24 protein-coding genes and 1 pseudogene are annotated in these 25,153 nt (G+C 60.3%); 5 read left to right on the top strand and 20 right to left on the bottom strand.

Going from position 1 to position 25,153, the window contains the following annotated elements:
* Nucleotides 1-3 precede the first annotated feature (3 nt).
* The 7 genes from QLQ15_RS13325 to QLQ15_RS13295 all read right to left on the bottom strand — a co-directional run bounded on the left by QLQ15_RS13325 (nucleotide 4) and on the right by QLQ15_RS13295 (nucleotide 11,477).
* Entirely contained in the window at nucleotides 4-2,529 is a 2,526-nt protein-coding gene (locus QLQ15_RS13325) for a fimbria/pilus outer membrane usher protein (RefSeq protein WP_283213251.1), read from the bottom strand.
* 110 nt (nucleotides 2,530-2,639) lie between these two features.
* Nucleotides 2,640-3,428, bottom strand: a complete 789-nt coding sequence (locus QLQ15_RS13320) for a fimbrial biogenesis chaperone (protein ID WP_283213250.1) — start codon at nucleotides 3,426-3,428, stop codon at nucleotides 2,640-2,642.
* Between the two features lie 47 nt (nucleotides 3,429-3,475).
* Complete coding sequence (locus QLQ15_RS13315; protein ID WP_283213249.1) at nucleotides 3,476-4,051, bottom strand: fimbrial protein; 576 nt, start codon at nucleotides 4,049-4,051, stop codon at nucleotides 3,476-3,478.
* A gap of 256 nt (nucleotides 4,052-4,307) precedes the next feature.
* Nucleotides 4,308-8,621: an ATP-binding protein gene (locus QLQ15_RS13310; RefSeq protein ID WP_283213248.1), complete on the bottom strand. Its 4,314-nt coding sequence runs from the start codon at nucleotides 8,619-8,621 to the stop codon at nucleotides 4,308-4,310.
* Between the two features lie 21 nt (nucleotides 8,622-8,642).
* Complete coding sequence (locus tag QLQ15_RS13305) at nucleotides 8,643-9,287, bottom strand: response regulator (RefSeq protein WP_283213247.1); 645 nt, start codon at nucleotides 9,285-9,287, stop codon at nucleotides 8,643-8,645.
* A 474-nt stretch (nucleotides 9,288-9,761) separates the two neighbouring features.
* Nucleotides 9,762-10,328 (bottom strand): PH domain-containing protein, encoded by a 567-nt coding sequence (locus tag QLQ15_RS13300; protein ID WP_283213246.1) that lies wholly within the window; start codon nucleotides 10,326-10,328, stop codon nucleotides 9,762-9,764.
* Nucleotides 10,329-11,180: 852 nt separating this feature from the next.
* Nucleotides 11,181-11,477, bottom strand: coding sequence for a hypothetical protein (locus tag QLQ15_RS13295; protein ID WP_283213245.1), 297 nt, complete (start codon nucleotides 11,475-11,477; stop codon nucleotides 11,181-11,183).
* Between the two features lie 237 nt (nucleotides 11,478-11,714).
* Here QLQ15_RS13295 and QLQ15_RS13290 point away from each other — a divergent pair, with 237 nt between their 5' ends.
* Nucleotides 11,715-11,963, top strand: a complete 249-nt coding sequence (locus QLQ15_RS13290) for a YfhL family 4Fe-4S dicluster ferredoxin (protein WP_283213244.1) — start codon at nucleotides 11,715-11,717, stop codon at nucleotides 11,961-11,963.
* Between the two features lie 766 nt (nucleotides 11,964-12,729).
* On the opposite strand, the gene QLQ15_RS13285 is transcribed toward QLQ15_RS13290, so the two are convergent.
* The 6 genes and pseudogenes from QLQ15_RS13285 to QLQ15_RS13265 form a co-directional block, all read right to left on the bottom strand.
* A complete protein-coding gene (locus tag QLQ15_RS13285; RefSeq protein ID WP_283213243.1) occupies nucleotides 12,730-12,999 on the bottom strand; it encodes a peptidoglycan-binding domain-containing protein in 270 nt (89 codons plus the stop codon).
* 63 nt (nucleotides 13,000-13,062) lie between these two features.
* A pseudogene (locus QLQ15_RS18380) lies at nucleotides 13,063-13,356 on the bottom strand (peptidoglycan-binding domain-containing protein); the annotation flags it as partial.
* 439 nt (nucleotides 13,357-13,795) lie between these two features.
* Nucleotides 13,796-14,143: a hypothetical protein gene (locus tag QLQ15_RS13280; RefSeq protein ID WP_283213242.1), complete on the bottom strand. Its 348-nt coding sequence runs from the start codon at nucleotides 14,141-14,143 to the stop codon at nucleotides 13,796-13,798.
* Nucleotides 14,144-14,524: 381 nt separating this feature from the next.
* Complete coding sequence (locus tag QLQ15_RS13275) at nucleotides 14,525-14,923, bottom strand: hypothetical protein (protein ID WP_283213241.1); 399 nt, start codon at nucleotides 14,921-14,923, stop codon at nucleotides 14,525-14,527.
* Nucleotides 14,924-15,581: 658 nt separating this feature from the next.
* The gene (locus QLQ15_RS13270) at nucleotides 15,582-16,139 is read right to left on the bottom strand and encodes a PH domain-containing protein (protein ID WP_283213240.1); all 558 of its coding nucleotides are present in this window, start codon (nucleotides 16,137-16,139) and stop codon (nucleotides 15,582-15,584) included.
* Nucleotides 16,140-16,423: 284 nt separating this feature from the next.
* The gene (locus QLQ15_RS13265) at nucleotides 16,424-16,570 is read right to left on the bottom strand and encodes a hypothetical protein (RefSeq protein ID WP_283213239.1); all 147 of its coding nucleotides are present in this window, start codon (nucleotides 16,568-16,570) and stop codon (nucleotides 16,424-16,426) included.
* 1,015 nt (nucleotides 16,571-17,585) lie between these two features.
* On the opposite strand from QLQ15_RS13265, the gene QLQ15_RS13260 reads away from it, so the two are divergent.
* Entirely contained in the window at nucleotides 17,586-17,843 is a 258-nt protein-coding gene (locus QLQ15_RS13260; protein WP_283213238.1) for a hypothetical protein, read from the top strand.
* A gap of 106 nt (nucleotides 17,844-17,949) precedes the next feature.
* On the top strand, nucleotides 17,950-18,333 hold the full coding sequence (locus QLQ15_RS13255) for a hypothetical protein (protein ID WP_283213237.1): 384 nt from the start codon (nucleotides 17,950-17,952) through the stop codon (nucleotides 18,331-18,333).
* A gap of 35 nt (nucleotides 18,334-18,368) precedes the next feature.
* Here QLQ15_RS13255 and QLQ15_RS18375 read toward each other — a convergent pair whose 3' ends face one another.
* Nucleotides 18,369-18,695, bottom strand: a complete 327-nt coding sequence (locus QLQ15_RS18375) for a DUF3653 domain-containing protein (RefSeq protein ID WP_432277815.1) — start codon at nucleotides 18,693-18,695, stop codon at nucleotides 18,369-18,371.
* A gap of 304 nt (nucleotides 18,696-18,999) precedes the next feature.
* On the opposite strand from QLQ15_RS18375, the gene QLQ15_RS13250 reads away from it, so the two are divergent.
* Nucleotides 19,000-19,254, top strand: a complete 255-nt coding sequence (locus QLQ15_RS13250; RefSeq protein ID WP_283213236.1) for a DUF3653 domain-containing protein — start codon at nucleotides 19,000-19,002, stop codon at nucleotides 19,252-19,254.
* Between the two features lie 68 nt (nucleotides 19,255-19,322).
* On the opposite strand, the gene QLQ15_RS13245 is transcribed toward QLQ15_RS13250, so the two are convergent.
* The 3 genes from QLQ15_RS13245 to QLQ15_RS13235 form a co-directional block, all read right to left on the bottom strand.
* A complete protein-coding gene (locus QLQ15_RS13245; RefSeq protein WP_283213235.1) occupies nucleotides 19,323-19,718 on the bottom strand; it encodes a hypothetical protein in 396 nt (131 codons plus the stop codon).
* 643 nt (nucleotides 19,719-20,361) lie between these two features.
* On the bottom strand, nucleotides 20,362-21,243 hold the full coding sequence (locus tag QLQ15_RS13240) for a hypothetical protein (RefSeq protein WP_283213234.1): 882 nt from the start codon (nucleotides 21,241-21,243) through the stop codon (nucleotides 20,362-20,364).
* A 154-nt stretch (nucleotides 21,244-21,397) separates the two neighbouring features.
* Nucleotides 21,398-22,126 (bottom strand): phospholipase D-like domain-containing protein, encoded by a 729-nt coding sequence (locus QLQ15_RS13235; protein WP_283213233.1) that lies wholly within the window; start codon nucleotides 22,124-22,126, stop codon nucleotides 21,398-21,400.
* 837 nt (nucleotides 22,127-22,963) lie between these two features.
* Between QLQ15_RS13235 and QLQ15_RS13230 the strand changes: the two genes are divergently transcribed.
* Complete coding sequence (locus tag QLQ15_RS13230) at nucleotides 22,964-23,359, top strand: hypothetical protein (RefSeq protein WP_283213232.1); 396 nt, start codon at nucleotides 22,964-22,966, stop codon at nucleotides 23,357-23,359.
* Nucleotides 23,360-23,413: 54 nt separating this feature from the next.
* Here the strand turns inward: QLQ15_RS13230 and QLQ15_RS13225 are convergent, their stop codons facing one another.
* The 3 genes from QLQ15_RS13225 to QLQ15_RS13215 all read right to left on the bottom strand — a co-directional run bounded on the left by QLQ15_RS13225 (nucleotide 23,414) and on the right by QLQ15_RS13215 (nucleotide 24,420).
* On the bottom strand, nucleotides 23,414-23,599 hold the full coding sequence (locus QLQ15_RS13225; protein WP_283213231.1) for a YegP family protein: 186 nt from the start codon (nucleotides 23,597-23,599) through the stop codon (nucleotides 23,414-23,416).
* Nucleotides 23,600-23,702: 103 nt separating this feature from the next.
* The gene (locus QLQ15_RS13220; RefSeq protein WP_283213230.1) at nucleotides 23,703-24,065 is read right to left on the bottom strand and encodes a hypothetical protein; all 363 of its coding nucleotides are present in this window, start codon (nucleotides 24,063-24,065) and stop codon (nucleotides 23,703-23,705) included.
* A 64-nt stretch (nucleotides 24,066-24,129) separates the two neighbouring features.
* Nucleotides 24,130-24,420: a DUF4258 domain-containing protein gene (locus QLQ15_RS13215; RefSeq protein ID WP_283213229.1), complete on the bottom strand. Its 291-nt coding sequence runs from the start codon at nucleotides 24,418-24,420 to the stop codon at nucleotides 24,130-24,132.
* Nucleotides 24,421-25,153: the final 733 nt, after the last annotated feature.

Below are 25,153 nucleotides of genomic sequence, written 5' to 3'. Positions count from 1 at the left end.
CTATCAGCCCTCGTTGTCCAGAAGTCGGCAGGTCGTCTCGACGATGGGCGTCGATGCGTGCCTGGTGGCCGGCGGAACCCGGTAATCGAGCAAGCACTGCTGGTCGCTGGTGGTGCCCCACTGGACACGCAGCGTGCCGGTGTCGGCGGAAACCCGCCCCAGCAACCGGCTACCCTGACCGACCACGCCAACCTGCGTCTCGCCTTCATAGGCATTCGCCCCGAACGGCAGCGGTCGCCCGTTCGACTGGAGGCCGCTGATGATCACCGCGCGACCGCTGTCGACTTCGAACTGTACCTTCACCACCGCGCCGGCGGTCGGCGCCACACGCTGGCTGGTGTTCTTCAGCTCGAAGTCGAGGCTGCCGCCAGCGGGGTTGAGGCTGATCGGGTTGTACTGATACGGAACGAGATACGGCGCTACGGCGAGGCCGTTACGGTCGACCGCGATGTTCGTTCCCGATTCCAGCTTCGCGCCCTTCGCACCCCTGGCCTCGACCACGGCGATGGTGTCGCCCAACTGAGGCGCGAGCGCCACGCCGCCACGGAATGCGACGAGTGCGCCGGACGCATTGGCTGACACACTGTTGGTGCCATTGCTGCTGCGGGAAACGTTTCCGCCAAAGGTGCCAAGGCCCGTGCTGTAGGCGCCACCCAGACCGTAGTCGTACGAGCTGCTGGACCTGCGCGTGGCGCTGGCCGAGTAGCTGACTTGACCGTCGTCGCCCATCACACCGCTGATGCCCGTGCGCAGGGAGGTGCTGCCGCCGTCGGACTTGTCTGCGCTCAGCGAGAGCAGTGGCGCACGGTTCTGCCTGGAACTGCCACCCAAGGGAGCCGTGATGTTCAGGCCATACTGGTTATCCCACAGGCCGTCGTCCACTCGCACGCGACTGGCGCTGACGCCGATGCTCGCATGGCCAATGCGCTTGCTGTACCCGGCGGTGTACTGCCGATCGCTGCCATCCCGATTCCAGTAGTTCTGCGCGGACCCGCTGAAATGCAGCGCGCCCCAGTCGCCCAGGTCCTGGTTGACGCTGACCTGCAGGCGGCTCTTGCTCCTGATCTGGGAAGCGTCGGCGTCATCGTCGTCCCGATGCCTATCATTGAGGTGAGCGGTCTCAGCGAGTGAGCGGTAACCGTTCGTGGAGTAACGATAGGCGGCCAGCGAGAAGTTCGTTCCCGTATCGGAGACGACGTTGTACGAAACACGGCTGCTGGTGCCGTCCAACTTCGCGTCGCCGCTCTTCTGTGATTCCACTTTGGCCCGGGAGTAGGTTGTGTCGAACGCCACGGCACCGACGGGAGTGTTGACCGCCAGCCCTCCCATCACCGCTTGATAGCTGGAATCGCTGGCCTGACCACCCACGTACGTCGTGAGCCAGTTATTGACGCCACGCTGCCAGGTGACCTCGCCGACATTCACCGAGTCCGACAGTCCTGAGCTGCGCAGCTGTCCGACCGTGGCGCTGAAACGCCCGTACCCTGGTCGAAGCAACTGGGCCACCGAGGCATAAGGCACGCTGAAGGTCTTGACCGAGCCATCGGCCTCGGTGACGGTAACGACCAGGTCGCCGCCGTACCCGGTGGGGTACAGGTCGTCGATCACAAACTGACCAGCCGCGACGCTCGTCTCGTAGATCAGATTGTCGTTCTGATGGATCTGCACACGTGCGGCGGAGTTCGCCGTGCCGCGGACAACGGGCGCATAGCCGCGCATCGATTGCGGCAACATGCGATCGTCCGTGGCCACCCGGATGCCGCGATATCCGATGGAGTCGAAGAGCTCGCCGCTGGTGAACGAATCACCGATCGTCAGCTGCGACTTCCATTTCGGGATATCGCGTTGCGCGTGCGCGGACAACGTCCGCCATTTGGTATCGCCGGCCGTGTGGGATCCGGTCAGGGATTGACGGAATCGCCAATCTCCGAGGTTGGCGCCCACGTTGAGTCCAAGGAAGCTGTAGGCCTCGCTATGGGTGCTGTCGAAGAAGTTCACGTTATAGCTCAACCGCAGCGCGCTCATGCCAGCGTCCAACTGCGACGGGTCGACATAGCCGCGCGGCTGGTGAAGCAGGGCGGCCTGGGGAACGCTCAGGGTCAGGGTCTGCTTGGACGTATCGAACGTAGCGCGCGCGTCGGCGTCGATCTCCGAGATGTCCACGCACGAAGCATCCGCCGAAACGGTCGTCGGCATGGCGATGCCGAGCTTCTGCAGCAGGTCCGTGCTCAGGCAAGGCTGCGCGTAGCCGGTCTGATCCCGATCCACGAACGTAACCGTTTCGCGCGTCACGTGAACGCCGTTGAGTACGATGTCGACGCGGAATTCGCCAGGGCTGACGGGGTTTCCATAGCGATAGCGCTCGACATCCAGCGATTGCGCGCCACCGACGAGGAAGCCGCTGTCGAAGTCCGCAGGCATGCCGCCGCCCATTGCGGCCGCGGGCGCTGCCAGGGCCCGCAACGGGACCGCGCCGGCCAGCGACACCAGCAGGGCGATCGTTAGGGGACGCGCAATCGGTCCGCGCATCGACACCCCTTTCCTCGGAAAGGTCGCCGAGCACCTGAAACCCGTTGCACGGTGCGCATTCGACAACAACATGATCATTCCTGGCCGTTAGCAGCGGCTACGCAAGCCGGTTAGGTGGCAAGCGCCAGCGGCATCTCCCGCAATGCGCCCCAATCGTCGATGTAGGTGTAGTACAGATGTGCATCCCGCTTTCCGAAGTGGATATCGAGCTCGTCGAGATCGAAGACCTGCGTATTCTTGGGCGCCACCATTCCGCCACCGACTTGCTTGTGGCTGACACCGCCGATTTCGACGCGGAAGTTCGCGAACGAAACGTGGTAGGGCGTCGGGTTATGTGCCTGCAATGCCACGCCTTTCCCGCGCTTGACGAGAGTCCAGGTCACGTCCTGGTGTGCGTCGTTCGGGTTTCCGTCGAGTCCCACCGGGCGGTAGAACAGCTTGATGACATTACGAAGCGCGATCTGGACATAGTTCGCAGCGTCCTCTGTCGGCTTGGGTGGGATGCCAAGCACGTGCAGATAGAAGACGGACTCGCGGTCCTTGGGCAACGTGTTCGGCAGAGCAACCACCCGCAGGTGTTGCATGCCTTTCGGGTCCACCCGACTCACGGCCGGGCTCAATGCAAACGGTGCCTTGCTGGCCTCGGGAAGTCCTTGTGTTGACTCATCCACCCACGCCTGCAGCAGCACGGGCTTGTTGTCCGGGTTGCTGACACGGACGCTGACATCCTTGTTCTCGGCGGGAAACACCACGCGCGAGCCCTGAATGACGATGCTCGCGTGTGCGGGAAAGGCGAGGGCGGCGCACGCGAGTGCCACCGCGACGACGGTTCGAAGCGGGAAGGAAAACATGTATCGGCTCCTGCGCGACAACGGCACGAGGCCGAGCGGTTCGGTCACGGGCCCGTAGGCCCGTGACCTGGAGGGCTGATCAGTACGGAGACCGATCAGTTGTACGTAACGACATACTCCAGCGTGGACTGGACATCGCCTTCGACGGCCGCCGCACCAATGGCCTTATAGCGGGCGACATAGTTCAGCGTCGCAGTGCCAGCGGACACCGTGGCCCCCGGGTTGGCGGAGTCGTTCGGATTGCTCAGATTGATCGGCGTGCCAGCCAGGCCGTTTACCAGTTCGATGCCGACGTTCTGTGCGGTGCCGGTATTGCGCAGCACGTTGTTGGCGGCGTCGATGCTGGCCTGCGTGGTCGACCACTGCATCTTTGCAGTCTTGCCGTTCATTGCCTCACAGCTGTCCGGAGTACCCGGCGCGCCGCCGATCTGGATGGAGAAGCCATGGTCGCCGGCGGTCGCACCCGCGATCGACAGGTCGGCCTTCGAGACTGCCTCCAATGCGACGGTGAAATCACCGGTGGCGCCGCCATTGGTGCCGGCGCCGCCGACTACATTGCAGGTGACGTCGAGGACCTCGCCGGTGAAGTTGATCTCGGCAGCGGAAGCGCTAGCCATGCCAAGGGTGGCGACGGTCAGTACGGAAGTCAGAGCAGCGGCTTTTGCTTTCATTTCATGGGATCCATTGAGGACTAGATGAGACACTTGGTCCGGCTGCCCCCCATCCTGCTAGGGGTACCCGCCAGCTGGCCCACCGGTTCATCTGTGCGGTGGGTCACAAATAGTCTCCTCATCCCTCTTGACACGGGCCATGCAAGTAATACGAAACGGTGCGCCTGATCAGAGAATCGGTCGCGGATCGTTCAGATTGGTCGCCGGGTCCTTTCCGTGCGGAAAACTGGACCACAACGTCTGCGCAGCACGCGCTCTATTGGCGCGGATTCAGTTGCGCGGCCAAGGACTCCAGCGCTGCCCCAAGCTCGCGCAGTTGCTCGGCCAGAAACTGTTGCCTCAGCTGGATATCGGCGTCCTCCGATGGAGGATGCACGGTGTTACCGCGCAGCATGATGATCACGCCCTTCATGCGGTGGAATATCTCCGACTGACCTGCAGCGTCGCCGATGTCGATCATGCGTTGGAGGTCCGCCATGTCCTGCGACGTCGTTGCGAGCCAATCCGCAACGGCAGTGCGCGCCTGCTCGGCTCCACCGAAAAGCCTTATCAGATGAGTTTCCTGTGGAGCGAGGGTGGTGGGCGACGCGTTGATCGTTTGCGCCTCACCCGAAGCCGTGGCCAGTAGCCCGAGATGCGAGGCGAGCTTTTCCTCGAGAGACGAAACGCGCACCGGCTTCGCGATGAAATCGTCCATGCCAGCTTCGTGGCATTCTCGAATCTGCTCGGGCAGAGCAGCTGCAGACAACGCGATGATCGGCAGGTGCCGGCTTGTCCCGGATTCGGACTGGCGAATGCGTTTTGCGAGTCCGTAGCCGTCGAGAAGCGGCATCTGGCAGTCCGTCAGGAGCAAGTCGTAACGTTCATTGCCCAAGGCGGACCAGGCTTCCTCGCCGTTGGCGACCAACGTGAACCTGTATCCAAGCCGATCCAGTTGCCTGGCGATCACAATCCTGTTGATGGGCTGATCTTCCGCCACCAGAATGCGAGCATCCTTCGCGAGCACATTCCTTGGCGAATGATCGAGCGACGATCGCGGTTGAAGCTCCAGTTTCATCGCCGCGCAGCATGCGTTCTTCACCGCGTTGCTCAGTAGCGGCCGGGTGAACAGACGCACCTGTCCAGCATCGACTCGGTGCCCTCGGTTCGTTGCTTCTGCAACGAGAAGGATGACGGGCGCATCGCTCGGGATCGTGGGTGCCGAAAGTACTTCCGCGTCGACCAGCCACAAGTCGACCTGAGCGTCGTCCAGGTCGGAAATCCGCTCTGATACTTCGAGCCCGAGTGCGCGCAGGGCGTTGGTGACCTGCCGCTTCGAAAGCGCGTCCTGCGTCCAAAGGCGTGCACGCTTACCTGCGAGCGGGGCTTGCGTGCGTGGGGTTTGCAAGGTGGGTAGCGGGAGCTCGAACACTGCGATGGTTCCCTGTCCTGGCTCGCTCTGCAGTGAAACCTCGCCATTCATCAGTCCGGCGATTCGCCGGCAGATCGTCAGGCCCAAGCCCGTTCCGCCGTAATGTCGCGATGTCGAGGCATCGGCCTGACTGAACGGCTGGAACAATCGCGCGAGTTGCTCGGGAGAGATGCCGATGCCTGAGTCGCGCACGGCGATGGCAATACGCTGATGGCCGGATGCTTCATCGACAAGATTCACTGACAAGTCAACGGCACCGTTATCGGTGAACTTCAGCGCGTTGCTCAACAGGTTTGTGACCACTTGACGTATCCGGATCGCATCTCCTTGATGTAGCCACGCGATTCGCCAGTCCACCACGGAGCTCATCGTCACGCCCTTCTCGCTGGCTTTGGCGACAAAGAGCCCCAGCACGCTATCGATCAGCGAGCGCATGTCGAGCGGGCGTGAGTCGAGCTCCAGTCGCCCCGACTCCATTCGCGAGAAGTCGAGGATGTCATCCAGAATCTGGAGAAGTGAATTCGCGGAGTCCTGCACCAGGTGCAGGGTCTCGGCCTGAGCCTCGTCCTCCGCGTCCTGCGCCGCCATCTCCACCAGACCGATGACCTCGGCCATCGGCGTGCGGATTTCGTGACTCATCATCGCGAGGAAGGCGCTCTTTGCCTCTACCGCCGCTTCCGCCTGCTGCTTTGCCTCGCGCAATGCATCTGCCTGCTCATGCGCGCGAGTGACATCGATCCAATAGCCGCTCCATTCAATGTCCCCTTTGGCGTTTCGACGCGGGGTGCCGCCAGCCGTTTGAACCCATTTCAATCCCTGGTTCGTCTCCATCCTGAGCTCGAACGGCGCCGCTGCGGTCATGGTCGCGATGGATTCGCCAAGGATCGCAACCGTTCGCTCCCGATCGTCCGGATGGATCCTCGAGAAGGCGAGGGTCTCGTCCCCCATGATCTGTGCAGATGTCAAACCGATGGTTCCCAGTGTGTTGCCCGCGACATAGGTGAACACCCGGCGCCCTTCCTGCGTGTAGCTCAGCTGGAACACAGCGGCCGGAAGCGTTCCTGTGATCTCGGCCAAGCGTTCCTCTGAGAGGCGCGCGCGTGCCTCCGCTTCCTTGAGACTGGTGACATCCACTCCGGTGGCCAGCAGACCCATTTGGCCATCGCGCATGGCGAACCGCCTCATCGACAGAAGGTCGTATCGGACCCGGCCTGTGTCAGCCGACACCGTGCGCACCTCGCGGCTCTCCACTTCGGTCGATTGCATCGCGGACCTTTCGAAGGCATCCACCTCGTTAATGTCTACCTCCGGAATATGCGCCGTCTGGAACTTGGTTTTCCCGATTAGGTGTGAGGCTGCCTTGCCGAATCGCTCCTCGTAGGCGGGGTTCACAGCAAGATAGCGGCCTTCACTGTCCTTCACGAACAGGGGGTAGGGGATCGTGTCAAGCAACACACGCTGAAACTGGAGTTGGTCGGCGAGCGTCCGCTCGGCAGCGGCGCGCGCTTGCACTTCGCGTCGTGTGCGATAGTTCGCAAGCCCCAGCAGGATCACGATCACGATTCCGGAAAGAGTGAGCCCGAGCACCCATTTCCACGGTACGCCGTACCGATACTCAGTGGTCAGCCAACGCCGGCGAATCTCCTGTCGATTGGCATCATCGATGCCGGCCAGCGTGCGATTGATGATCGGAAGCAGATAGGCGTATCGACGATCGATACCAATGGACAACTCCTTGTCCAATCCTGCGGGCGCGACGACCCGAAGCCGTGCGGCATACCGGTCGCGGATCAGCGCATCGATGGCCGGAAGGGTGCCGATGTACGCATCCACGTCGCCACGGTCCAGCATCGCCAGGCCTTCTTCGTTGGTCTCCACCGGAACGAGAACGCTGTCCGGCAATGCCATGCCGATCTCCCTCAACAGAGAGGCTTCCTTCCGAGTGGCGACCCGCAGGCCTGCGAGATCCTCGGATCCGGCTATGGCCGGACCGTTCACGCGAGCCACGATCACTTCCGGGAAGCGTTCGTAGGGACGGCTGAAGACCATGTCGTCGGTCTCGAAATCCCCTGGAACCGCCGCTGCGACCAGATCGACCTCGCGCGCCTGGACCATCTCCTGCAACTGGGTCCAGTCCCTCGCAGGGATCAGCTGGATGCGTAGACCAAGCGCCTTCTCCAGCGCCTTCACGTAGTCCGCGGCCAGCCCGTCGAAAGTCCCCTGCGCATTGAGATAGCTGTACGGTGGACGATCACGTTCGTAAACCAGTCGCAGGGTAGGTAGGCGGGAGAGTTGCTGGCGCTCCTGCTTGGACAACTTAGCGCTGGGAAGCAGCGCGCTGGACTCGTCCTCCATGCCCCATCGCCCGCGCAGTCGTGCGAGGTCCTCCGGCGTAATGCTTTGCTCCGCTTTCTTCAGGAGTGCCAGCAGTGTGGGGTCGTGTGAGGACACCGCCAGCCCGACGGGAAACGCCGGCCGGCTCAAGGGAGAAATGATGACCACGTCACCAACCGAGCGCTGCCGCAACAGATTCTGCGTGCGGTACTGCGTGGTTCCGATGTACGCATCGGCCTCACCGCGGGCGAGCATGTCGAGGCTCTGACGCCCATCCTCGGCCAACAGGAGGACTGCGTCTGGATACAGTTCGCCTAGTTCGGCCGCAGCATTGCGGAAGCGTCGCTCGATCACGATGCGCGCACGCTTCAGATCATCCTCACCGCGAACCTTTTGATCGCTCTTCCTTGTAACCAGCACCATGCGACCGGTGGCGTAGGGCGTAAGGAACTGGAAACGGTTGCCAAGTTCCCGCAGCTGGGGCTGGCCGACCAGCAGTTCAAACCTTGGCGCATCGGTCCATGTCGTCGCATGCCAATCGTCGAAGGACTGGAAGGAGAGCTTCAATCCGACACGACTGGCCAGAAGCCGCGCGTAGTCCACGCCGAGTCCCTGCGGTTCACCACCAACCCATGCCTCGAATGGCAAGTGGTCGCCAGCGAACACGCCGACAACAACGACGGGATGGTGCTGGCGCCATGCAGTCTCAGCCGACGTCAGATCGACAGGTGAGGGCGCGGCGCTGGCAGCGAACGTGACGAGCAGGAGCAGGCACACCCACGCGGCGGAGTATGCAGCCCTGAGGAATGCCTTGGCCCAGTTCATTGCATGTCTAGCCCGGAATGCCTACTGGGCGAACCCATCGGTGCGTAGCATTTCGAAAAGCTCCGCGTCGTTTCGAATGCCGAGCTTGCGCATCGCATCGCCCTTCTGGCGACTAATCGTGGTTACGCTGCGATGCAATCGTGCCGCGATCTCCGTCACGGTCATCCCCGAGGCAAGCAGCCGAAGTACTTCCATCTCGCGGGCGGAGGGCGGACGTTTGCGCTCTCCAGAATCGACCTGTACCTCTGCTTCCGCGAAGCGTTCCTTGAGCACCCTGCTTACGTAGGGTGCGCCGCGAAGGGCTGACTGGATGGCCAATGGAAGCTCGTCCACGGTTGAACCCTTGTCGACAAGGCCGAGGACGCCAGCGGAGAGCGCCATCCGCAGGATGCTCAGGTTGCTGGCCTGCGTCAGCAGTACGATCGGCATTTCGGGATGGCGCCGCCTGATGGCCCCGATCATTGGCAGGCCGTCGGCCTGTCCTCCATGAGGCATTGCGAGGTCCGTAACCAGCACGTCGCATGGGTGGGCGGTAAGGACTTCCAGGAGCTCGTCGGCGTTGTTGGCTTCGGCTACGACATCGCCGACGGCGCTCCCCTCGATAACCGAGCGCGTGCCAAGGCGTATGAGTGGATGATCGTCAGCGATAACGATGTGCGGGCGCACGAGGAACTCCTGAAGTCGGTCACTTCCAACCTTCTCTGACTGTCACCTCGATCGAGCGGCATCCAAGAAGCCGGCGGACGGCGAGGGGAGGTTCCGCGCCATCAGGAATGGTTGGACAGCGATTGTGAAGGTTCGATGCATGACCGGCTTCCAACCTAGCACCGGGGCAGAACCCGGGTGCGCACCCGAGGGGCCGGGACGGACCGGATCGTGGGCTATGGCGGGCGATTCCTTCACATCTGCGCCGTGGCTGAATAGCGTGGCGGCGGGGAGGGCGTTGAGGCGGCCCTTGGCGCCTGGCCAAACGCTCGTCCATACCGAAAGGAGCTGGATTCGATGCAAGGCACGCCTCCTTGTTGCGAGTAGTCCGCTTCCATGCGCTCTTGGCATTACGCCGTGAAGCTTGAGCGCCTCAGTTCTCCACCTTGAAATGCCGCCAAGGTGCGGCGGGATCTTGGCCAGGGCGACATGAAGTCATCTGCGCAGCGCAAGATGGTCGCGGCGCTTGGTCAGGATCGCCAGCGCCTCTTGATGCGAAGGCGTCTCCTCGTTGAATGCCACGGACTCGCCGATGGTAACGAGACGTCCTGCATTCGACAGAGGATCGAAGCGGTCAGAGCGGGGGCGTCGTTCTTCGACCCGCGCCCGCACGAGACAGGTAAAGGGAACAACGGATGCTCTGGGAACCTTGTTGATCGTCCATCTGCTGTGGGGTAGCAAAATGCACATCGAGGCGTTGAGCAACCGGAGCTCGCAGCTGACCGATTCGATCCCATCGAGATCAATGCTGATCTGCTTTAGCCCGGCGTAGTAGCTCTTGTATAGACATACGATCCTGCGCTCCGTAAGTGCGACCAGCCATATGCTGGTGTCAAGGAAGCCCGACGTGAAAGCAACCAGCTCTTCGTCATGCTGAAGAACACCAGGCAGATGCAGCAGTTCCTTGCGAGCCCCGTACTGGTGGCATCCCGTTTCCTTGGATATTCGGTCGTACTCCTCAAACAGCTGTGCGGGAGTCGCACTCTTATAGTCGAACGGCATGTCTTGGGATCGGCTCGGCAGCTACCGGTGATCCTATGCGCTAAACAGCGCTTACTGATTTGAAGATTGTACGAAAGTTCGCCTGAGGCGAAGCCACGCTTCGCAGTGGCCCGCGTCGCTTGGTTACCGAACGACATGCCACTCCTCGTGCGTTTTCTCGTCAATTCCTGCGTTCTAGCGCGTCCAACCCAGCGCGCGGAGCGATGTCGGATAGCGCAGCCATGGAAGCGGATTCCTGCCGGGCCGCCGTCGTAGATTGATCGAAATCAAGGCGTGTTCAGTGCGCCGTCCTACCTTCATCGAACCCTTGCCATAAGGAGCAATACGTCATGCATCCAGTCCTGCGCGAAATCCTCTTGGAACCTGTCGGTTGGTTGGCCATAGGAGGCAGCATTGTGATGTTCGGGCTGGGAGTTGCCTTGGCCTGGTACGTGCACCGAAAGGTGCGGGAGACGGAGAAGCGAGACTGATCATTCCGGTGGCCTGCCGCGTCGAACGCGGTACGTCGCAGATGCACCCCCGCAACCACTGTTGGGTATCCGAGAGACATCGATCAACACGCTGCGTCATGTTGGAGATGGCGCAGCGCGACCGGTGGAATCGACGACACCATTAGCACCTAGGGCTGAGCAAGTGCGGTGCCGGCTACGCCAGACGGCAACAGCGGCGCCCCGCCATGCGCGTGGACGCAGAGTTGCCAATCGCCGGATCTTGTTGCGCTGCGCGGAATCTGGGGTGTGTGCTGCTCCTGGATTCGCAGAAGCCAGGCGCTCATTTCGGCCGGGTTATGGACCGCTGACGTTGGCAACTGACACATGCGCTCCGGGGTCGTCCTTGGCGCCCGGCCGCTTCCTAGCGGTGATAGCCATGCGCTTCCATGAAGGCCGCTTCAGTGGCGAAGGCGATGAGCGACTGCGTATCGATGGCTCGGCCGCTGGCAAAGCACCAAGCGAGGAACTCGGCTGACGTGGTCGACACCTTGACGACCCGAAGGCCTTGATTCTCGAACTGCTTCACCGTCTTGACGGCGGCAACTTCCCATTCGGCGAATGTTGCATGCCAGTAGCGATCAGGCAGCAAGGGTTTGAAGCTCTCGTAGTCACTAGCCTCGAACCAGGGTACGCCGGTCACTTGAATAGACTTTTGCATTTCCGGCCTCCGAACCGCCGGCACGAACGCGGCAGGAAAAGAATGCCGTTTTCTGCACCTACGCTATTTGAGCGCCGGCAAATGATTGTTTGCTATTCCGGGTGAAACTTCGCGACACGTTGCGCGATTTCTCGGTAAACAGGCAGTCGCAAGATTCTTTTACGATTTGTTGTACTTGTGCCAGTGGATCAGGCAGGTAGATTTGGCGTGTCGCTCATCGTTCTCCTGGAAGCTGTGATGTCGCTGAAGATCAACGAGCTCTGCGTCGATTGCGATATGTGCGAATCAACATGTCCGAATGACGCGATTTCGCAGGGCCATGGCATCTACGTGATTGATCCGGATCTATGCACCGAGTGCGTTGGTCATTTCGACAAGCCGCAATGCGTTGTCGTCTGCCCCGTTGAATGCATCGATCCAGACGAGGCAAGAGCCGAAACCAGAGAGGATCTTCTCGGCAAGCTGTCGCGATTGAGGTCGCGTTGATAGCGCAGACACGTGCGCACCGAAGTCGATTACGAGTGAATCGTTGCAACGCCAGTCTAAGAACCCAGGTTGACTCCATCCTTGGTCACGCCTGTCACGTCTTTGGCGGGCGGCGTCGCGCTGCAGGCGGTAATGCAGTCTTGGCCACTTTCCAGCGCCGCCCGTCGTTTTCTCCCGTTGGACCTCGCCCAGTCGATGGGCGAAGTGAGGGTTTCGTACTTTCTTCAACCCTTTCGAAGCAAGAAAGTGCGCTGCATCAAATGCGTCGAATGCCGATGGATGACAATGGACTCATTGGGGGCAGACGTCGCGATGCCACGACCACCACGCCCTACGGAGGTCGCGGCTTTGAAGGAGCGACGTCCGCTGGTGTTCTCAAGCGCCATGGACCGACGCCGTTTGGCGCGATGCGAGGAGCGTCAGAAGTGCAGGGCGCAGGAGGCATTGGCAGACGGTGCGCATCGCCAGGATGACGCTTTGATCGAGAAGCCAGCTGGAACGGGAGCGTTTCTCCTGCTGTGTCGCGTCCGCGAAATTGTTCGGCCACGCATGGCGGATGGCATGGGGTTGGTCCAATCCCTACCAGCACCTTGCGACTGGTTGCTACCCATGCCGCCCGTCGCCCAACTGCTGCGGCGCGGCTTTCTCGATCATCGCTGGAGACGGGGTGAAGTGTGGCTTCGGTAGGAACGCTTCTTTCGCCACGCCAGGTTTCGATACGAGCGACCGGGCGGCCGTCTCCGTGCTGCGAAGGTGGCCAAATGGTCTACCGAGCTTGGAGCGGGATGCCGCGGTCAGACAGCAGGGCGTCGCCTTCAGGGGCCGCCCCCGTTTGTTGCAGGGCCCGCATCGTCGACGCATCGGCGATTCCATTCTTGGGCAACCCCCGATCGCGTTTGAATGCGCGGATCGCTTCTTCTGTGCGCAGCCCGAAGTGACCCGTCACGGGAATGGGCGCACCAAGGACATCACCGTAGCCATGTGCTCGAAGCAGGATTTGCACCAGTCGTACATCCGCGCCGTAGTCGCCGAACATAAGCGCAGTCGTCTGATGAGTACTTTCCGCCAAGAAATCTCGACTTCGCCCGAGGATTGCCCACACATCGCTGCATGCAACCCCATCAGCGCGAAGGTTGTTCTGTCGCTGAAAGGCCTTCAGCGCGCCTTCTGTGCGCGGGCCGAATCGACCGTCAGGCACGAGCGTGCGTCCACAGAGGTCACGAAACCCCAAGCTGTTCAGTGCCTCCTGGAGAATACGAACGCTGTGGCCAGACTCTCCGCGCCGTACCTGAACGTTCTGGGCAAGGACAGGCTGGGGCTCACGGTTTTCTTCGCTTCGCTGGCCAAACTGGGCTCCACGCAAGGTCCGCCAGCGTCGGCTTCCGCTACTCATGACGCGGCCCTTACTTCAGACCACAGGATGCAGTAGAAGGGCGGCCACGAATCCGCTTGATCCAGCAGGGGCCCAGGAAGGCGTTCGGCCTTCGCCGGGGGCGATTGCCTGCCTTCGGGGAGGTTCATCTTCAGGGTCAACATATCCCCTGAGCGTACGGTCGTGCGGGTGGCCTGTGTATGCAAAAAGTTTGAAATGCGGGGCGGTGCCCGTGAAGCCGCAGAGCCCCAACTTGGTGAGCATTGCGCTCCTGGCGCTAGGAGTGGTCGCTGGGCCAGTACAGCGGCCCCGCCGAGTCTTGACCAATGTGGAGGCCGAACGGTCGCTACCACCGTTGGGCCATTGACGGACCCTATGGATGGTAGATCGCCAAAGCCGTGAGGTTCTTCATGGCGCCCACCGAGAACGAGGCGCCAGCGCAAGCGCCATCTGTGGGCTGTTATGGCCCGGATTCTCTAGGTGGTTGCCCCGCCTTGCGACGCATGCCAGGGGGCAGCGGCAATAGGGCCAGGGCGTCGCGGGCTTCGCTGGGCATCGTCCACGACGCGGTTTCTTCGGTGATCGCAAACATAAGCTCATCGGCGCTCATCGCACGAACGTGCGAGGGTAGCCATTGATGCTTCTGCATTAGGTAGAACCGGACTGCCTCGAGGCCCTCGAGTTCGTTGTTCCATCCCTCTCTTTCACTAAGCGTGTCGCCGAACACCTCGACGATGAACAACCTCTCGGTGTTGTACGCGTGCTCGTATATACGATGAATGTAGTCTGCCCGTGTTCGAATGCTCATCTCGCCCTCCCGTCTGGCGGCTCCAGATACAGAGCCATTCTGAGCAGAACGGAGCGCCACAATCTTGTCTACGCGCAAAGTAGGGCATGCACTACTACGTTAGCCACTGCACCGCTCGGTATTTGGCCAAGATGCGCATGGTCAAAGCCACCTCAACTACGCAGACACGCTCCACACCTGTCGGGAGGAGCCGCAACCGGGCCCGATCCTGGTGGCGAGATGACTCCGGAAAGATGCTCTGGCCGACCCAGCTGAGTGCGCTGCAGCGCACGTAGCAATGGGCTAGCCCTGTGGTTGAGGCTGCGTGTCGTCTGACGTCACGAAGGAGCAGAGCACTGGTGGTGGACGGGCGCGTGCCCACGCTTCGCATACTTCTTCAACTCATGCGTGCCCGATCTCTTTTGGATGATGCAAGAGCGAACGCGCCAAGTCATCGCGCAGTAGATTTGCCTGTCGACGTTGCATGTGGAACGCGAGCCAGCCGAAGCCTGGATGCCGAAGCGACAGGAGAAGGCCATCGACAAAGGCATTTCTGTGCAGACAATAGTCGGGAGATTCAATCGGAAACATAACGACGGGCGAGAAAGCGCTTGGTAGTTCGCGCGAGATCTCCTGCGCGTGAGCAGCCCGTGCCTCGCCAAGGAACGAAATGAGTACGTCGAGAAAATCAACCGAGTAGGTCGCGCGCGATTCACCGATGTAGAAGGTCACCGATCCATCGTCATTCAGCTCCAGCTCGAGCCGAGTCTTGTCATTCAAGGCAGTCACCTCTGATTTCATGCTGCATTCGTCCGTCCGCGATTCGCGTTCTGGCTCAATTGCCTGTCTGTGTGTTCCGCTCCCTAAGGGTTAGTGCGTTGATGCCTAATGGTATTGCCCGAGTGTTGGGCGATATATCGGAAAACCTTCAAGAATGTCGCGAGCACAACCTGCTCCGGATCAAGTTTGCGCAGAACGCACGCGTCGATCATTGACGCTAGGGGAACACGGCGGACCTCACGGCTCCTGGGGCCACATCCTCCCTTCCGTGGTCGTTGCACCGTTGTCGTGCCGTCCGTTGTTGTTTTGATCCCCTAAGCAAGCCCAGGTAGCTGGAGCCCTGCTGCTATGCGAGTGGCAGCGACTTTCCGGTGCTCCCCGCGAACGGCTTGCCTATGGCGCCGCTTCGGCGGGCGACGCACTGCAGCCGGGTCTCGGTGGTCCGGGTGGTGGCATCTTTGCGTCGCTCGCCGATTTTTGTAGCGCGGCTGTGTCGTAATCTATGGCAGGCGGTGCGAGGCGAGGGGACTGCGTCACCCTTTCTTGGAGCCAAAGGACCTCGCACCGCTCGCCGCCGTCACGACTCACACGGAAATGCGCGGCCGCGCGAGGCGCTGCCCGCGGGCATTGCAGCATTCCGACTTTGCCCGCCCTGAGGGGGAATGCGCGGCCGAGGCGCCTAGCTGTCCCCTAGTAGACGCCACTTGTGTCGGGTGTACTCGTCGTCGGTCAACAACCCCTTGTCTCGAAGGGCTCCGAGTCGCTCAAGCTTACCGATGACATCGTCCATCACCGGGCCGGCGAGATCGCCCTCTGGGCCGATCTTCGTACCCACTGACCTGTTGTGTGTGAGCTCATTGCATGTCCGACGGACCATGCCAACGAACCACGCCGCGTGCTTCTTCTCGACGTTCTTCATCTGTGTTCTGACAACGCCAACGGTGAACGCGATTTCTCCGTGCGCCAAGCCAATGTAGTACTGAATTGAGCTGAGACGTTTCAGCGGGAACTCACGGACAATGGGGTTTCTAGCCGCGGTTTCTTCAAGCAGGAGCAGTCGCCCATCAGTGCATACGAGCATCCAGGTCAAACCGTCCATCACCCCACGAACAGCGGCAAGAACACGTTCGTCATCGCCGAGCAACTTTGGCAGTTGTTCAGCCTCCTTGCTTTCGCCAAGGTTGTTCGCGTCCGCGAACTTGGCGAACTGACTCTGGACTTCTTGCAGATTGGGCATGGCGCGAGAATCCCGGAAGGTCGGGGCGCTCAGACAGCGTCCGCTTTCGAGTCTGATCGCGCGACCCTGCGAACCTACTGACGGCGATCAAGTTCGGCGCTGCGTGGGTGCCATGCAGGCGATGGCTGCCGGAATCTCCGCACCGGACTAACGATGCGAGAAGAACCCGGTGCGCCCCGTGATCTTCTGGCGAAGATCACCCGCGACTTGCCGTCCGGCGCCATGCGCGGGCCGTGGCGTGCTCGGAATTGCTCTCGTTTCACGCGTTGCAGGTTGATCCAACGCTACGTACAGCATCCGTCCGGACCGAACGCGAGGGTGTGGCGGTCCGGATGCTGGCCGCCGTCGGGCAGGTCACCGACCAGCCCACCGCTCCGCGAGCGTGCAGTCGCCCGGATGTCGGCAACGAAGATCTCCTTCGCCGTCGCCATGTACAGCTCCGTGCCCGCATCTTCGCCAGCCGTACGACCTTCCGTCGCGGCCGCCGCGGGTCTGCGAGACTTGCGACATGAAGAAGGAGGGGGTTCGCGCGTTGGTTGTCAGGTTTGGCCGAGGTGTTGGGCGAGGCTGGCTTTCTAGGCTGTTGTCGCCGGCCATCTGACGCCTGTTGAGCTCGATGACCTAGGGGTTCACGGGCTCCTAACCGGTGGCACTCCAGGCCCGGGTTGGGAGCTGACCATCGGGTTCGCGCCGACAGAACGCCTGTTCTACGAGTTGGAGATCTACAAGCCGTCTGATGTTAGACCCTACGTGGAGAAGTCGTACGTGCGCATGCTCGTTCCACGGGACAGGTCGTCGGAAACAGTGCAGTTTGAGAGCGCGTAACAATTCCCGGTTCGACTTAGGTTGGTTAAATGTCCGCTTCTGGCCGATAGCGGACATTGGGTAGGGCGGACGGCGGGGGCTGATGCTAATGTCCGCTTTCGATCCAAAGCGGACGCTCCCGGTCGAGCGAGAGACGCATAATCGGATACTTGGATCTGCCTGTCTGGCAGCTACAACGCATGGGGGGGGCCATGTCGCACGTTCTGCTTACGAGCACACTAAGCATCACCATGCTAACGGCGTGTTCCGCACTTCCTGTGCTCGTCGAGCCAGTGCTCGAGATTGGTCATCCTCCTGTGGGCATGCGTTGGGCAACTCCGCAGGAGAAGGCAAGCGCAATGAGATTGGTCGACGCCGCACTTGGCAACCGATCGGAGCAAGAAATCCCGTTGGATCCGTCCATCTGCATTGGCCAACTGGATCTTCCAGCCGGTTGGTCAGGGTCTTCCGGCGCAGATGCCTCATTGCATGGCAGTGATGAGTGGTCAGAGTTCTACGACAATCCTGGCAAGAATGCTCGACTTGTCATAGCTGGCAGCATGGATAACGGGGCCTTCTGTGGCACCCGTCTCCTGGTCATCCCATGGGATGCGCGGATGCGCAAAGGCGGCGGAGCGCCTCATGGCATATCGAATTGAGCAAGAGCACGCCGAGCGCGAGCCATTCGGCGAGTACCGCTACTGCATCTATTCCAAAACTGACCTGGTCGCCAAGTACTGGCACGACTATCGCGGAGACGAGCACGGAATCGAGTTCATGGATGGCCGAAGAGAGGCTTGGCCTGTGGGTCGAATGATTGAGTTCGTGGAGGGCGGCGGACCATTGCCGCTGTCGCTGTCGCCACGGGCCCAAGCGTATCTCCGTGACAAGCTGAGATAGGGCTACGTCCGCTTCGGGCCGATAGCGGACATTAGGGCGGGAGCGGGGCTGCCAGCGATGTTAATGTCCGCTTTCGACCCAAAGCGGACACTCATCCGAAGCACCCATGGACGACATTGGAAGGACGCTGGACGAGGTATGCGCGCTCATCGGGCGGTTCCCGCATTGCTCGGCAGTCGGCGATAGCGTCGATGGTGGGCATACGGTTATCCATCTGGCCGGCAAACCTGCCGAGCTAATCGCGCTGCAGGATCTCCTTGAGGCTGCGAATGCCAGTGTCACGCCCTGGCTGCGTGCCGACGAATCGGCGGACGCCATGGCAATCCAAGTGGTTCGTGCATCGGTTGCGCGAAGGGATGACTTGATCGCTCACGGAAGCCTCCAGCTAGTGGGCGTCCATGTGGTGTGGCGACTGCACCGCGATGGCCTCATGGGTACGTCCGAAGCGAATGACTACTTGCTTCGTTGGTGCGCCGCTCCGGTCCAATGAGCAAGGCAATGTCCGCTCCTGGCCGATAGCGGACCTTAGGACGCGTCTAGGCCGTGGATCCTGTAAGCAGCCAGATCGACCACGACGATTCGTACCATTTGAGGTTTCGCCTGACGCCTGGTCCGGGCCTGATCTCGGTGTGCTTCGAGCGTTTGGCGGAACATCAGGCCCCGGAGGCGTTCCGGGCTGATCCGCTGGCCGTCTGGTGCAACCAGGTCGCGACCTGCGAATCGCCAGCCAGCCCATGGCCCGGTGAGTGACAGTCGGTTGTGAACGTGCCGCTCAAATTGCTGGGCAGCGCAGTCGTTTGGGCAGCGCTGGCCCTCAGGCCAGCACGGCGGCCGCGGATCGATCGTTGTCATCGGAGTCATCCTTGAGGGCGGCGAGCAACCGTATCGGGCTCAACCTCGCCGCCGTTGGATCAGGATCAAGCCGCTAGGGCGGGTCGGATAGCGGCTGCGAAACGCAGACGCCTCAAGAGGAAGAGCGAAGCACCCAGACCTGCCGTGACTAGCATCACTTCGCATAATGCATATTATGTAAACTTCGGAAACGCCGGAGGGCTGGGGCTCTCCGGCTCTGGGCCGCGGTTTTGACCCGCCTCAGGGCAACCCGTCACCCCTGCCCGGACGCTGGTCCCCGGTCTCTGGCACAAGGGGTGCCCGCATGAACTTCGACTTCGAGGACGACTGGTACGGGTGGCGCCTGCGGGGTCGCCACCTGGTCTCTGAGGATGGTCAGCGTATGACCATCGAACGCCTGCGCGGCCTGATGTGGCGCGACAAGATGGAGCTTCGGCTCAAAGGCTACGCCAGCCGGCGTGCGGCCGAGGAAGCCCAGAGAGCCGCCAACCGACCCAAGGTCAAGGTGCTGGTGGTCGACCTGGGCGAATACCGTCATCGCGGAATGGCTGCGTCCTGATCCCGTCTCAATGTCCGCTATCGGCCAGAACCGGTCATTCGCAATGCAAGAGCTAGGCGGTAGCAAGCTCAGAGGTCGGCTCTCGACAGACGATTGATGGCGTACGGATCGAATTCGAATCCGGCTTGCTCTGTCATGAATGCGCACACCGCCCTTGCATCTCCAAGGGAAGGAACCTCAATCGCCTCGCACCGAATGGAGGTCTTGTACACAATCCCGCCCTCGGTCTTGACGGCGTAATGGGTCACCTCATCAACTGCTACTCGCACCGAGTTCTCCCTCATGGGGCCAAGCGACGTCCAGAGCTCAAACTCGAGACTAGCCCCCTTCCCCGGAAAGTAGGAGAGCGACTCTCCGCATACCGGACGTACGGTCAGCGTATGCGCTGCGAACAGCACACAGACCGTTTCGAGTACACCGTCAGCCCTCTCGACGACGTCGATCCAGATTTCAACTTCAATCACGCTTTGCCCCCGTTTGAGTGTGACCTTCCGTGGAGGGGACCCGTGTCAGTGCAGCCGGCGCCCTCAAGGTCCGCTTTGGGTCGAAAGCGGACATTAGCACCGCTCCGGCCGTCCCGCGCGGCCAATGACCGCTATCGGCCACAAGCGTCATTCAAGAGGCTAGCCAAGCATCAGGTGGTAGAGCCATGTCACAACGACAATCGCGAGAACCCCGATAAATCCAGCAGCGCCTACGACCAGGAGATAGGCCACGAGTGGTACAGGGGCGCCAAGCACCCCCTCACCAACACGAAGCAGATGCTGCCAGCCGATAACGAACGCCACCACCCCAATGAAGAACGCAGGCACCGTCGGCACAAGAGGCAGTGACCCTCGCATCTGGCAATGGTCACAGGTGACAGACCAGCCGCTGCCTCTCGAAGGAAACAGGTCGAATAGGTGGAGGCTCTGCCACCCACCACACGAGCCACAGTCGTACTTCCCGATCATCGCCGCTCCGTGCTGCTCTTCGACTTGGTTCGCGGTGTCCGCGTAGGGTCGGAAGCGGACATTAGCACCAGCCCCCGCCTTCCGCCCTGCCCCAATGCGCTATCGGCCAGAAGCGGTCGCGAAGCGAGCACCGAGAGCTTGTCAGGCCCGGGACCTAGCCCTTGATCAACTCATCCGCTCGCACGTACTGAAGCTCGTCATACTCATCAAGCATAAGCGAACAATAGAAACACTTGATCTCCCTCACGCTTACGCCGGTTGCGTAAACAACCTGATCGTCGGCATCAAAGTCCCAGTCAGGCTCAACGTATGCAATAGCCTTGTTGCCGCAGGCAGGACATACGCACGAGACCGCATTGTCCATCATTGACAAACACTTCTGCGTAACGGCTTCCGCGCCTTCAACAACACCGCCCCTGGTCTGGCGGCCCGCCCAGAGCTCTAAGCTTTCCGCAAGCAGTGCTTTCACCTTGGCTTGCACGTTGTCGCGCTCCGCGATCTGACGACTCAGGTTAGAGAGTCGTCCGCGATGACCTCCAAGAAGCTGATCAATGCTGAGCGTCGTAGAGCAAGATACATCTTCGACTACCCGATAAATATCACGCGTAAGCAATACGTCAACTTTGGCAACGTCCAGTTCACGAGTCGGTCGATGCACGGCGATGTCTCGCGCGTCTGCCAGTGCGTGAATCACTTGGGAGTGTTTGCGAGCAGCTGCGGAAAAGAAACTGGCCCGCTGCACGGCCGCCCTCATGGTAAGCACATCTGTCTTTGCCTTCGATTCAATATCGCCGATTCTCTCTGCTGCGACTTGATCGCGGTGGCAGGCCAGCACCGTGCTCTCGAAGTCTTGAGACTTGAGTACGAAAGAGGGATTTACTTCTGCAATGACAAACTTCAGCAGCTTCTCAATGCCAATGGCCGAGAAGACGAGCGCAATAGTTCGCTCATCGTTATTCATGTTGGCCTTGATGTAGCCGGCTGCAATAGATAGCTGGGCAATGGAGTCATGCGCATAGTCGCTAGAAATGACCATTTACCCTCTCCTAACATGCTGTGCTAAGGCCCCTTCCCACGCGACCGGTGGTCGCGGGGAAAGCGCGCGTTTCGCGCCATGGCATTAGTTCGATTACGATCGTCCCCAATGCAAGGAATTTTACTGACAAGGCTGCTATGGCCTACCGCATGCGCTATCTAGGCGTCGCGTTCAACCACAAATCTTCGTAGTTTCTCTTGACGGCATCAAAGGCATCCAGCACCTGCGTCAGCATAGTTGGCGCTTTCTTCGCGCCATCTTTGAATGACGCACCGGATTGATAGCAGGACACTCCGTCAACAAAGAGAAATCGGTCATGAATTGCGCTCGTTGACCTTACTTCGATGGCCATGCCCTCTTGTTGACGAATTAGCTCTACGGCTGGAACAAGCTTCGCCATGAGCTCCCGGCCTAGGAGTCTCACAGCCACCCCCTTCTTGACCTGCAACAAATATCTCTCTGCGAACTCCGCATCCATGTACGGATCGACAAAAAAAAGATCACTATGAGCGCTTTCCACAAGCTTTCTTAGCTCATCGAAATAGTCGAACACAGCGCCCTGTGGAAGAGCCACCGCCAGCGGACCGACAGAACGGATTCGGAGATCATGTCGCGCTTGCTGCAATGCCAGTACGATTTCTCGCGCGCCTAACCTTGAGGTCGCAATATTTCCATCGAATGCCTTTTGTGCAGCTAACTCAAATGGCAACTGCTTCATCGGATTCCACATGGATAGAATGGAAACAGCGCGCCCAAACCAGGCATGTTGTTCGGCTGAGTCGTCACCCAAGTTTCCGAAGGCAGGCGCCGCACGGATGACATCTTCGACCTCGGCGAAGAGCTGTTCTTCGCTAAGTGGGCTCTTTGCGAACAATGAAGACATAGCTCCTCCGTTATAGATCTCGGCAACGCAGGTAGTTGCCTTCCTTGTCGCGAAGCTGCTCCCAGCCATTCTCGAGCCGACGCATGGCTAACTGCCCCATGCACGCAACTCCGTACACCTTGGCCCTTGGAGTGCCATGCGCAGGTAGGGAGACAACTTGCCGGGACGGCCGAGGCGTGCCGAACGTTCGGGCGGAATATCCCACACCGAAGTCGTAGTCCAAAGCCTCGCAGAATGACCGCATATGTGGGTCCTTCTGAGTCAGCGTCTTGCAGTCCATTTGCTTGGGACTGAAGCCAGTCGGCGCTCGCGGCTTGGGAGCGCTCGTGGATCTTGGCTTTGAGATGTGAACCTGTGCCTGGGCGCTGAGTGCCATGACCAGCCCCAGGACGAGCGCTGTCCGTCGCATCGTCCCACCCCCTTGGAACTGCGACGAGCGTAGCAAAAAGCCAGGTCAGCGTGAGCCTATCTCGACCATACGATTTAAGAGGTCGCCGTATCCCCGGACACGCTCCTCGCTGCCCTTCGCCCCTACCCACTCCCCTTCGCCTACTCCAGTTACCGCCGTCGTTGGTCCTAGCCTGCAGCCGACAGGCGCGCGCGGCTAGGCCAGGGATGGCCGCGGTGCAACGCCATCAACGTTGCATTCCGAAGGAGACTGAACTCAGAGCGTCAATCGCGCGCTACTTGCAGAGGTGGCAAATGGCAGCAAAAAAGAAGCCGCAGCGCCCTAAGCCTACTCCCCAGCCTAAGCAGTCGAATAAATCTGCCAAGAAACCTGCAAAGCGAACTAAGAGCATGGGTCCTTGTCCGGCGCCACCATAGGTACCAACAGATATGCAGCTCAGTGACCTACGCGAGTACTACAACATCGTCACTGAGAAGGCTAGCTCGCGTGCCCGCGAGCTGTCATTCGCGGGAATTGCGCTTGTCTGGCTGTTCAAGTCGCCTGGCCCAGCGGTCGCCTCCATTCCGAGTGACTTGCTTATACCTGCCGCACTGTTTGTCGGCGCGCTCGGCTTGGATCTCCTTCACGCTATGTACGCGAGCCTGCTCTGGGGCGCCTACAATCGGTACTACGAGAAACGCCTGAAAGAGGACGACGAATTCGAAGGCGTCCATCCCGTCGCCAACTGGCCGACCATTGCGTTCTTCTGGGGAAAACTGGCATGCGTGTTCGCGGGATATCTAGCGATTTTCAACCACATGTTTCGGTTGTTCGCCGCCAGGTAAATTCTGTCCCGCGAAATGACTGAGCCGTACGCAGTGCGTACGGCTCAGTTTGTTTCATACCTCGACTACAGGTGTCAGCACGTTGGTGCCCTTCACAAGCTCGATGCCATGAAGGCAATCGGCCTTGCTGTAGTAGCCCTCCGCACTATCAGCGATTGTCTTGCCGTTGGCTGCTACGAGACGCCACCGCCACACCTGGCTTAGGGCCGATGCGCCCGACTTGTAGACCACGAATCGCATAAAACTTCTCCTTTCAGCATGTGACGCGCGACAGGAACTTCCCTGCCTTCATGATCGCTGCAAAGGAGAAAGGAGAGCCCGTCTTACGACGGGCATCTACCAATCAACCAACATTTCTTTCTCTTTCAAGAAAGTCCTCAACTGGCTGCGTAACAGAATTCTCTTGCGATGCCTTCAGCTCCTTTAACCGAGCCTCAAGAATCTGTTCTAGTTCGGATCGAGCGAACCGATTCAGCAGATCCCGAATCATTGGCTGATATCCAATTCCATGGTGATCAGCAATCGTCTTCAAGTCTCGCAACAACGTCTTTTGCAGACGAATCGAAATCATCTGCAAGCCCAGCGCATCCTCTACTGCCCTCTCTTCCTCAGCCGAAGAAACGACAACATGCGCCTCATCCTCGCCGAGCTTCCCCGAATCCCACGGGCAAGCGTCGCCACGGGAATTTCTCTCGGTAGGGTTCATAGTTATTCCTCAATTTTTACTTCAAAAGTTGGGCGACCGTCGCGCCGTAATCGGATCAGCTGGATCAGCTTCCGTACTTGCAGTAGAGGCGGTTAATCGTGTCGGTAGCCGGGTAGGCGGTCTTGAGATGAATGTTCGAGCCCTTTCGAACGAAGACGATCTTCAGTCTGCGGCGATGATTGGTTTCGGCGACAAACCACTGTGTGGGAGGGTCGGTCCGGTGCTCTTCGCGATCGTCAGTGCAAAGGCGGCCATCGTGGTTCAGAAAACATTGCTCCACCTCCTCCGGCGTGAGGTTGCCGTGCTTATCGTCGGCGATCTTCTTCCGAACATCTTCAGTGATGATAAGCGGCATGGGTGCGACCCCGCAGGAGATGGTCACATTGTATATACAACGTGGCCCGGCCGCAACATCATGTTAAATCAATATTTTACGTTGATTGCACCTTACATCTCCGCGCATGAGCAATACGTGAAGCATGGCGCATTTCCGCCCTCAACTCATGGCCTACGGCCGTTAAGTCCTTGAATCGTCACCTAGACCGGTCTCGAGCATGCTGGCTCCAAGGTCGCCAACCGCTCACCTGAGGGGGCACAGATCGCAGCAACAGGTGAAGGAGGGCCGTGTTCGCGGCCATAGCCGCAGGGCTCGCCCCCTACCCCTCCCCACGCCGGTGGCAACGCTCGAACGCCTCACGTCCTGAGACTCGCTCACCGTAACGTTTCCGTCATGACCACGGACCCTGACGACAACGAACCAACCACCTCTCAGATCGCGCGTGCCAACGGCACGTGGGGGCACACGTGGACTCCCGGTGGCATGGCGCAATCACCTGAGGATGCGCAGCGCGAGAGAGATCGGCGTGCAGGAAGAAAGACGCGCACCTGGTGGAAGAAGTACCTACCGGACAACCACCCGGGAAAGCTAGGCAAGTAATCGCAGCAAATCGGTCATGGGCGCGCCAGACTAGCCGAGTCCACGATCAGGCTTCCCATCCGTTCCGCCGTCGAGAAGGCCTCTCTCGCCTCGGCATACGAGACCGTGCTTCGTAAGCGCGGAAACCAACTGCCGTCCGGGCGATACACGT

Origin of the sequence: Lysobacter stagni (assembly GCF_030053425.1) — a bacterium.
Taxonomy (GTDB): Bacteria; Pseudomonadota; Gammaproteobacteria; order Xanthomonadales; family Xanthomonadaceae; genus Lysobacter_J; species Lysobacter_J stagni.
The sequence above is the reverse complement of the archived record's forward strand: the minus strand, read 5'-3'. Positions and strand labels throughout refer to the sequence as shown.

What these genes read in the sequence shown, in the direction of transcription:
- QLQ15_RS13270 (WP_283213240.1), bottom strand. Translation starts at nt 16,139, where the DNA reads ATGCCCAATCTGCAAGAAGTCCAGAGTCAGTTCGCCAAGTTCGCGGAC.
- QLQ15_RS13260 (WP_283213238.1), top strand. Translation starts at nt 17,586, where the DNA reads ATGGCATATCGAATTGAGCAAGAGCACGCCGAGCGCGAGCCATTCGGC.
- QLQ15_RS13225 (WP_283213231.1), bottom strand. Translation starts at nt 23,599, where the DNA reads ATGCGATTCGTGGTCTACAAGTCGGGCGCATCGGCCCTAAGCCAGGTG.
- QLQ15_RS13280 (WP_283213242.1), bottom strand. Translation starts at nt 14,143, where the DNA reads ATGAGCATTCGAACACGGGCAGACTACATTCATCGTATATACGAGCAC.
- QLQ15_RS13295 (WP_283213245.1), bottom strand. Translation starts at nt 11,477, where the DNA reads ATGCAAAAGTCTATTCAAGTGACCGGCGTACCCTGGTTCGAGGCTAGT.
- QLQ15_RS18375 (WP_432277815.1), bottom strand. Translation starts at nt 18,695, where the DNA reads ATGACAACGATCGATCCGCGGCCGCCGTGCTGGCCTGAGGGCCAGCGC.
- QLQ15_RS13265 (WP_283213239.1), bottom strand. Translation starts at nt 16,570, where the DNA reads ATGGCGACGGCGAAGGAGATCTTCGTTGCCGACATCCGGGCGACTGCA.
- QLQ15_RS13220 (WP_283213230.1), bottom strand. Translation starts at nt 24,065, where the DNA reads ATGAACCCTACCGAGAGAAATTCCCGTGGCGACGCTTGCCCGTGGGAT.
- QLQ15_RS13300 (WP_283213246.1), bottom strand. Translation starts at nt 10,328, where the DNA reads ATGCCGTTCGACTATAAGAGTGCGACTCCCGCACAGCTGTTTGAGGAG.
- QLQ15_RS13250 (WP_283213236.1), top strand. Translation starts at nt 19,000, where the DNA reads ATGAACTTCGACTTCGAGGACGACTGGTACGGGTGGCGCCTGCGGGGT.
- QLQ15_RS13275 (WP_283213241.1), bottom strand. Translation starts at nt 14,923, where the DNA reads ATGAAATCAGAGGTGACTGCCTTGAATGACAAGACTCGGCTCGAGCTG.
- QLQ15_RS13310 (WP_283213248.1), bottom strand. Translation starts at nt 8,621, where the DNA reads ATGAACTGGGCCAAGGCATTCCTCAGGGCTGCATACTCCGCCGCGTGG.
- QLQ15_RS13315 (WP_283213249.1), bottom strand. Translation starts at nt 4,051, where the DNA reads ATGAAAGCAAAAGCCGCTGCTCTGACTTCCGTACTGACCGTCGCCACC.
- QLQ15_RS13255 (WP_283213237.1), top strand. Translation starts at nt 17,950, where the DNA reads ATGGACGACATTGGAAGGACGCTGGACGAGGTATGCGCGCTCATCGGG.
- QLQ15_RS13290 (WP_283213244.1), top strand. Translation starts at nt 11,715, where the DNA reads ATGTCGCTGAAGATCAACGAGCTCTGCGTCGATTGCGATATGTGCGAA.
- QLQ15_RS13215 (WP_283213229.1), bottom strand. Translation starts at nt 24,420, where the DNA reads ATGCCGCTTATCATCACTGAAGATGTTCGGAAGAAGATCGCCGACGAT.
- QLQ15_RS13325 (WP_283213251.1), bottom strand. Translation starts at nt 2,529, where the DNA reads ATGCGCGGACCGATTGCGCGTCCCCTAACGATCGCCCTGCTGGTGTCG.
- QLQ15_RS13240 (WP_283213234.1), bottom strand. Translation starts at nt 21,243, where the DNA reads ATGGTCATTTCTAGCGACTATGCGCATGACTCCATTGCCCAGCTATCT.
- QLQ15_RS13230 (WP_283213232.1), top strand. Translation starts at nt 22,964, where the DNA reads ATGCAGCTCAGTGACCTACGCGAGTACTACAACATCGTCACTGAGAAG.
- QLQ15_RS13235 (WP_283213233.1), bottom strand. Translation starts at nt 22,126, where the DNA reads ATGTCTTCATTGTTCGCAAAGAGCCCACTTAGCGAAGAACAGCTCTTC.
- QLQ15_RS13285 (WP_283213243.1), bottom strand. Translation starts at nt 12,999, where the DNA reads ATGTTCGGCGACTACGGCGCGGATGTACGACTGGTGCAAATCCTGCTT.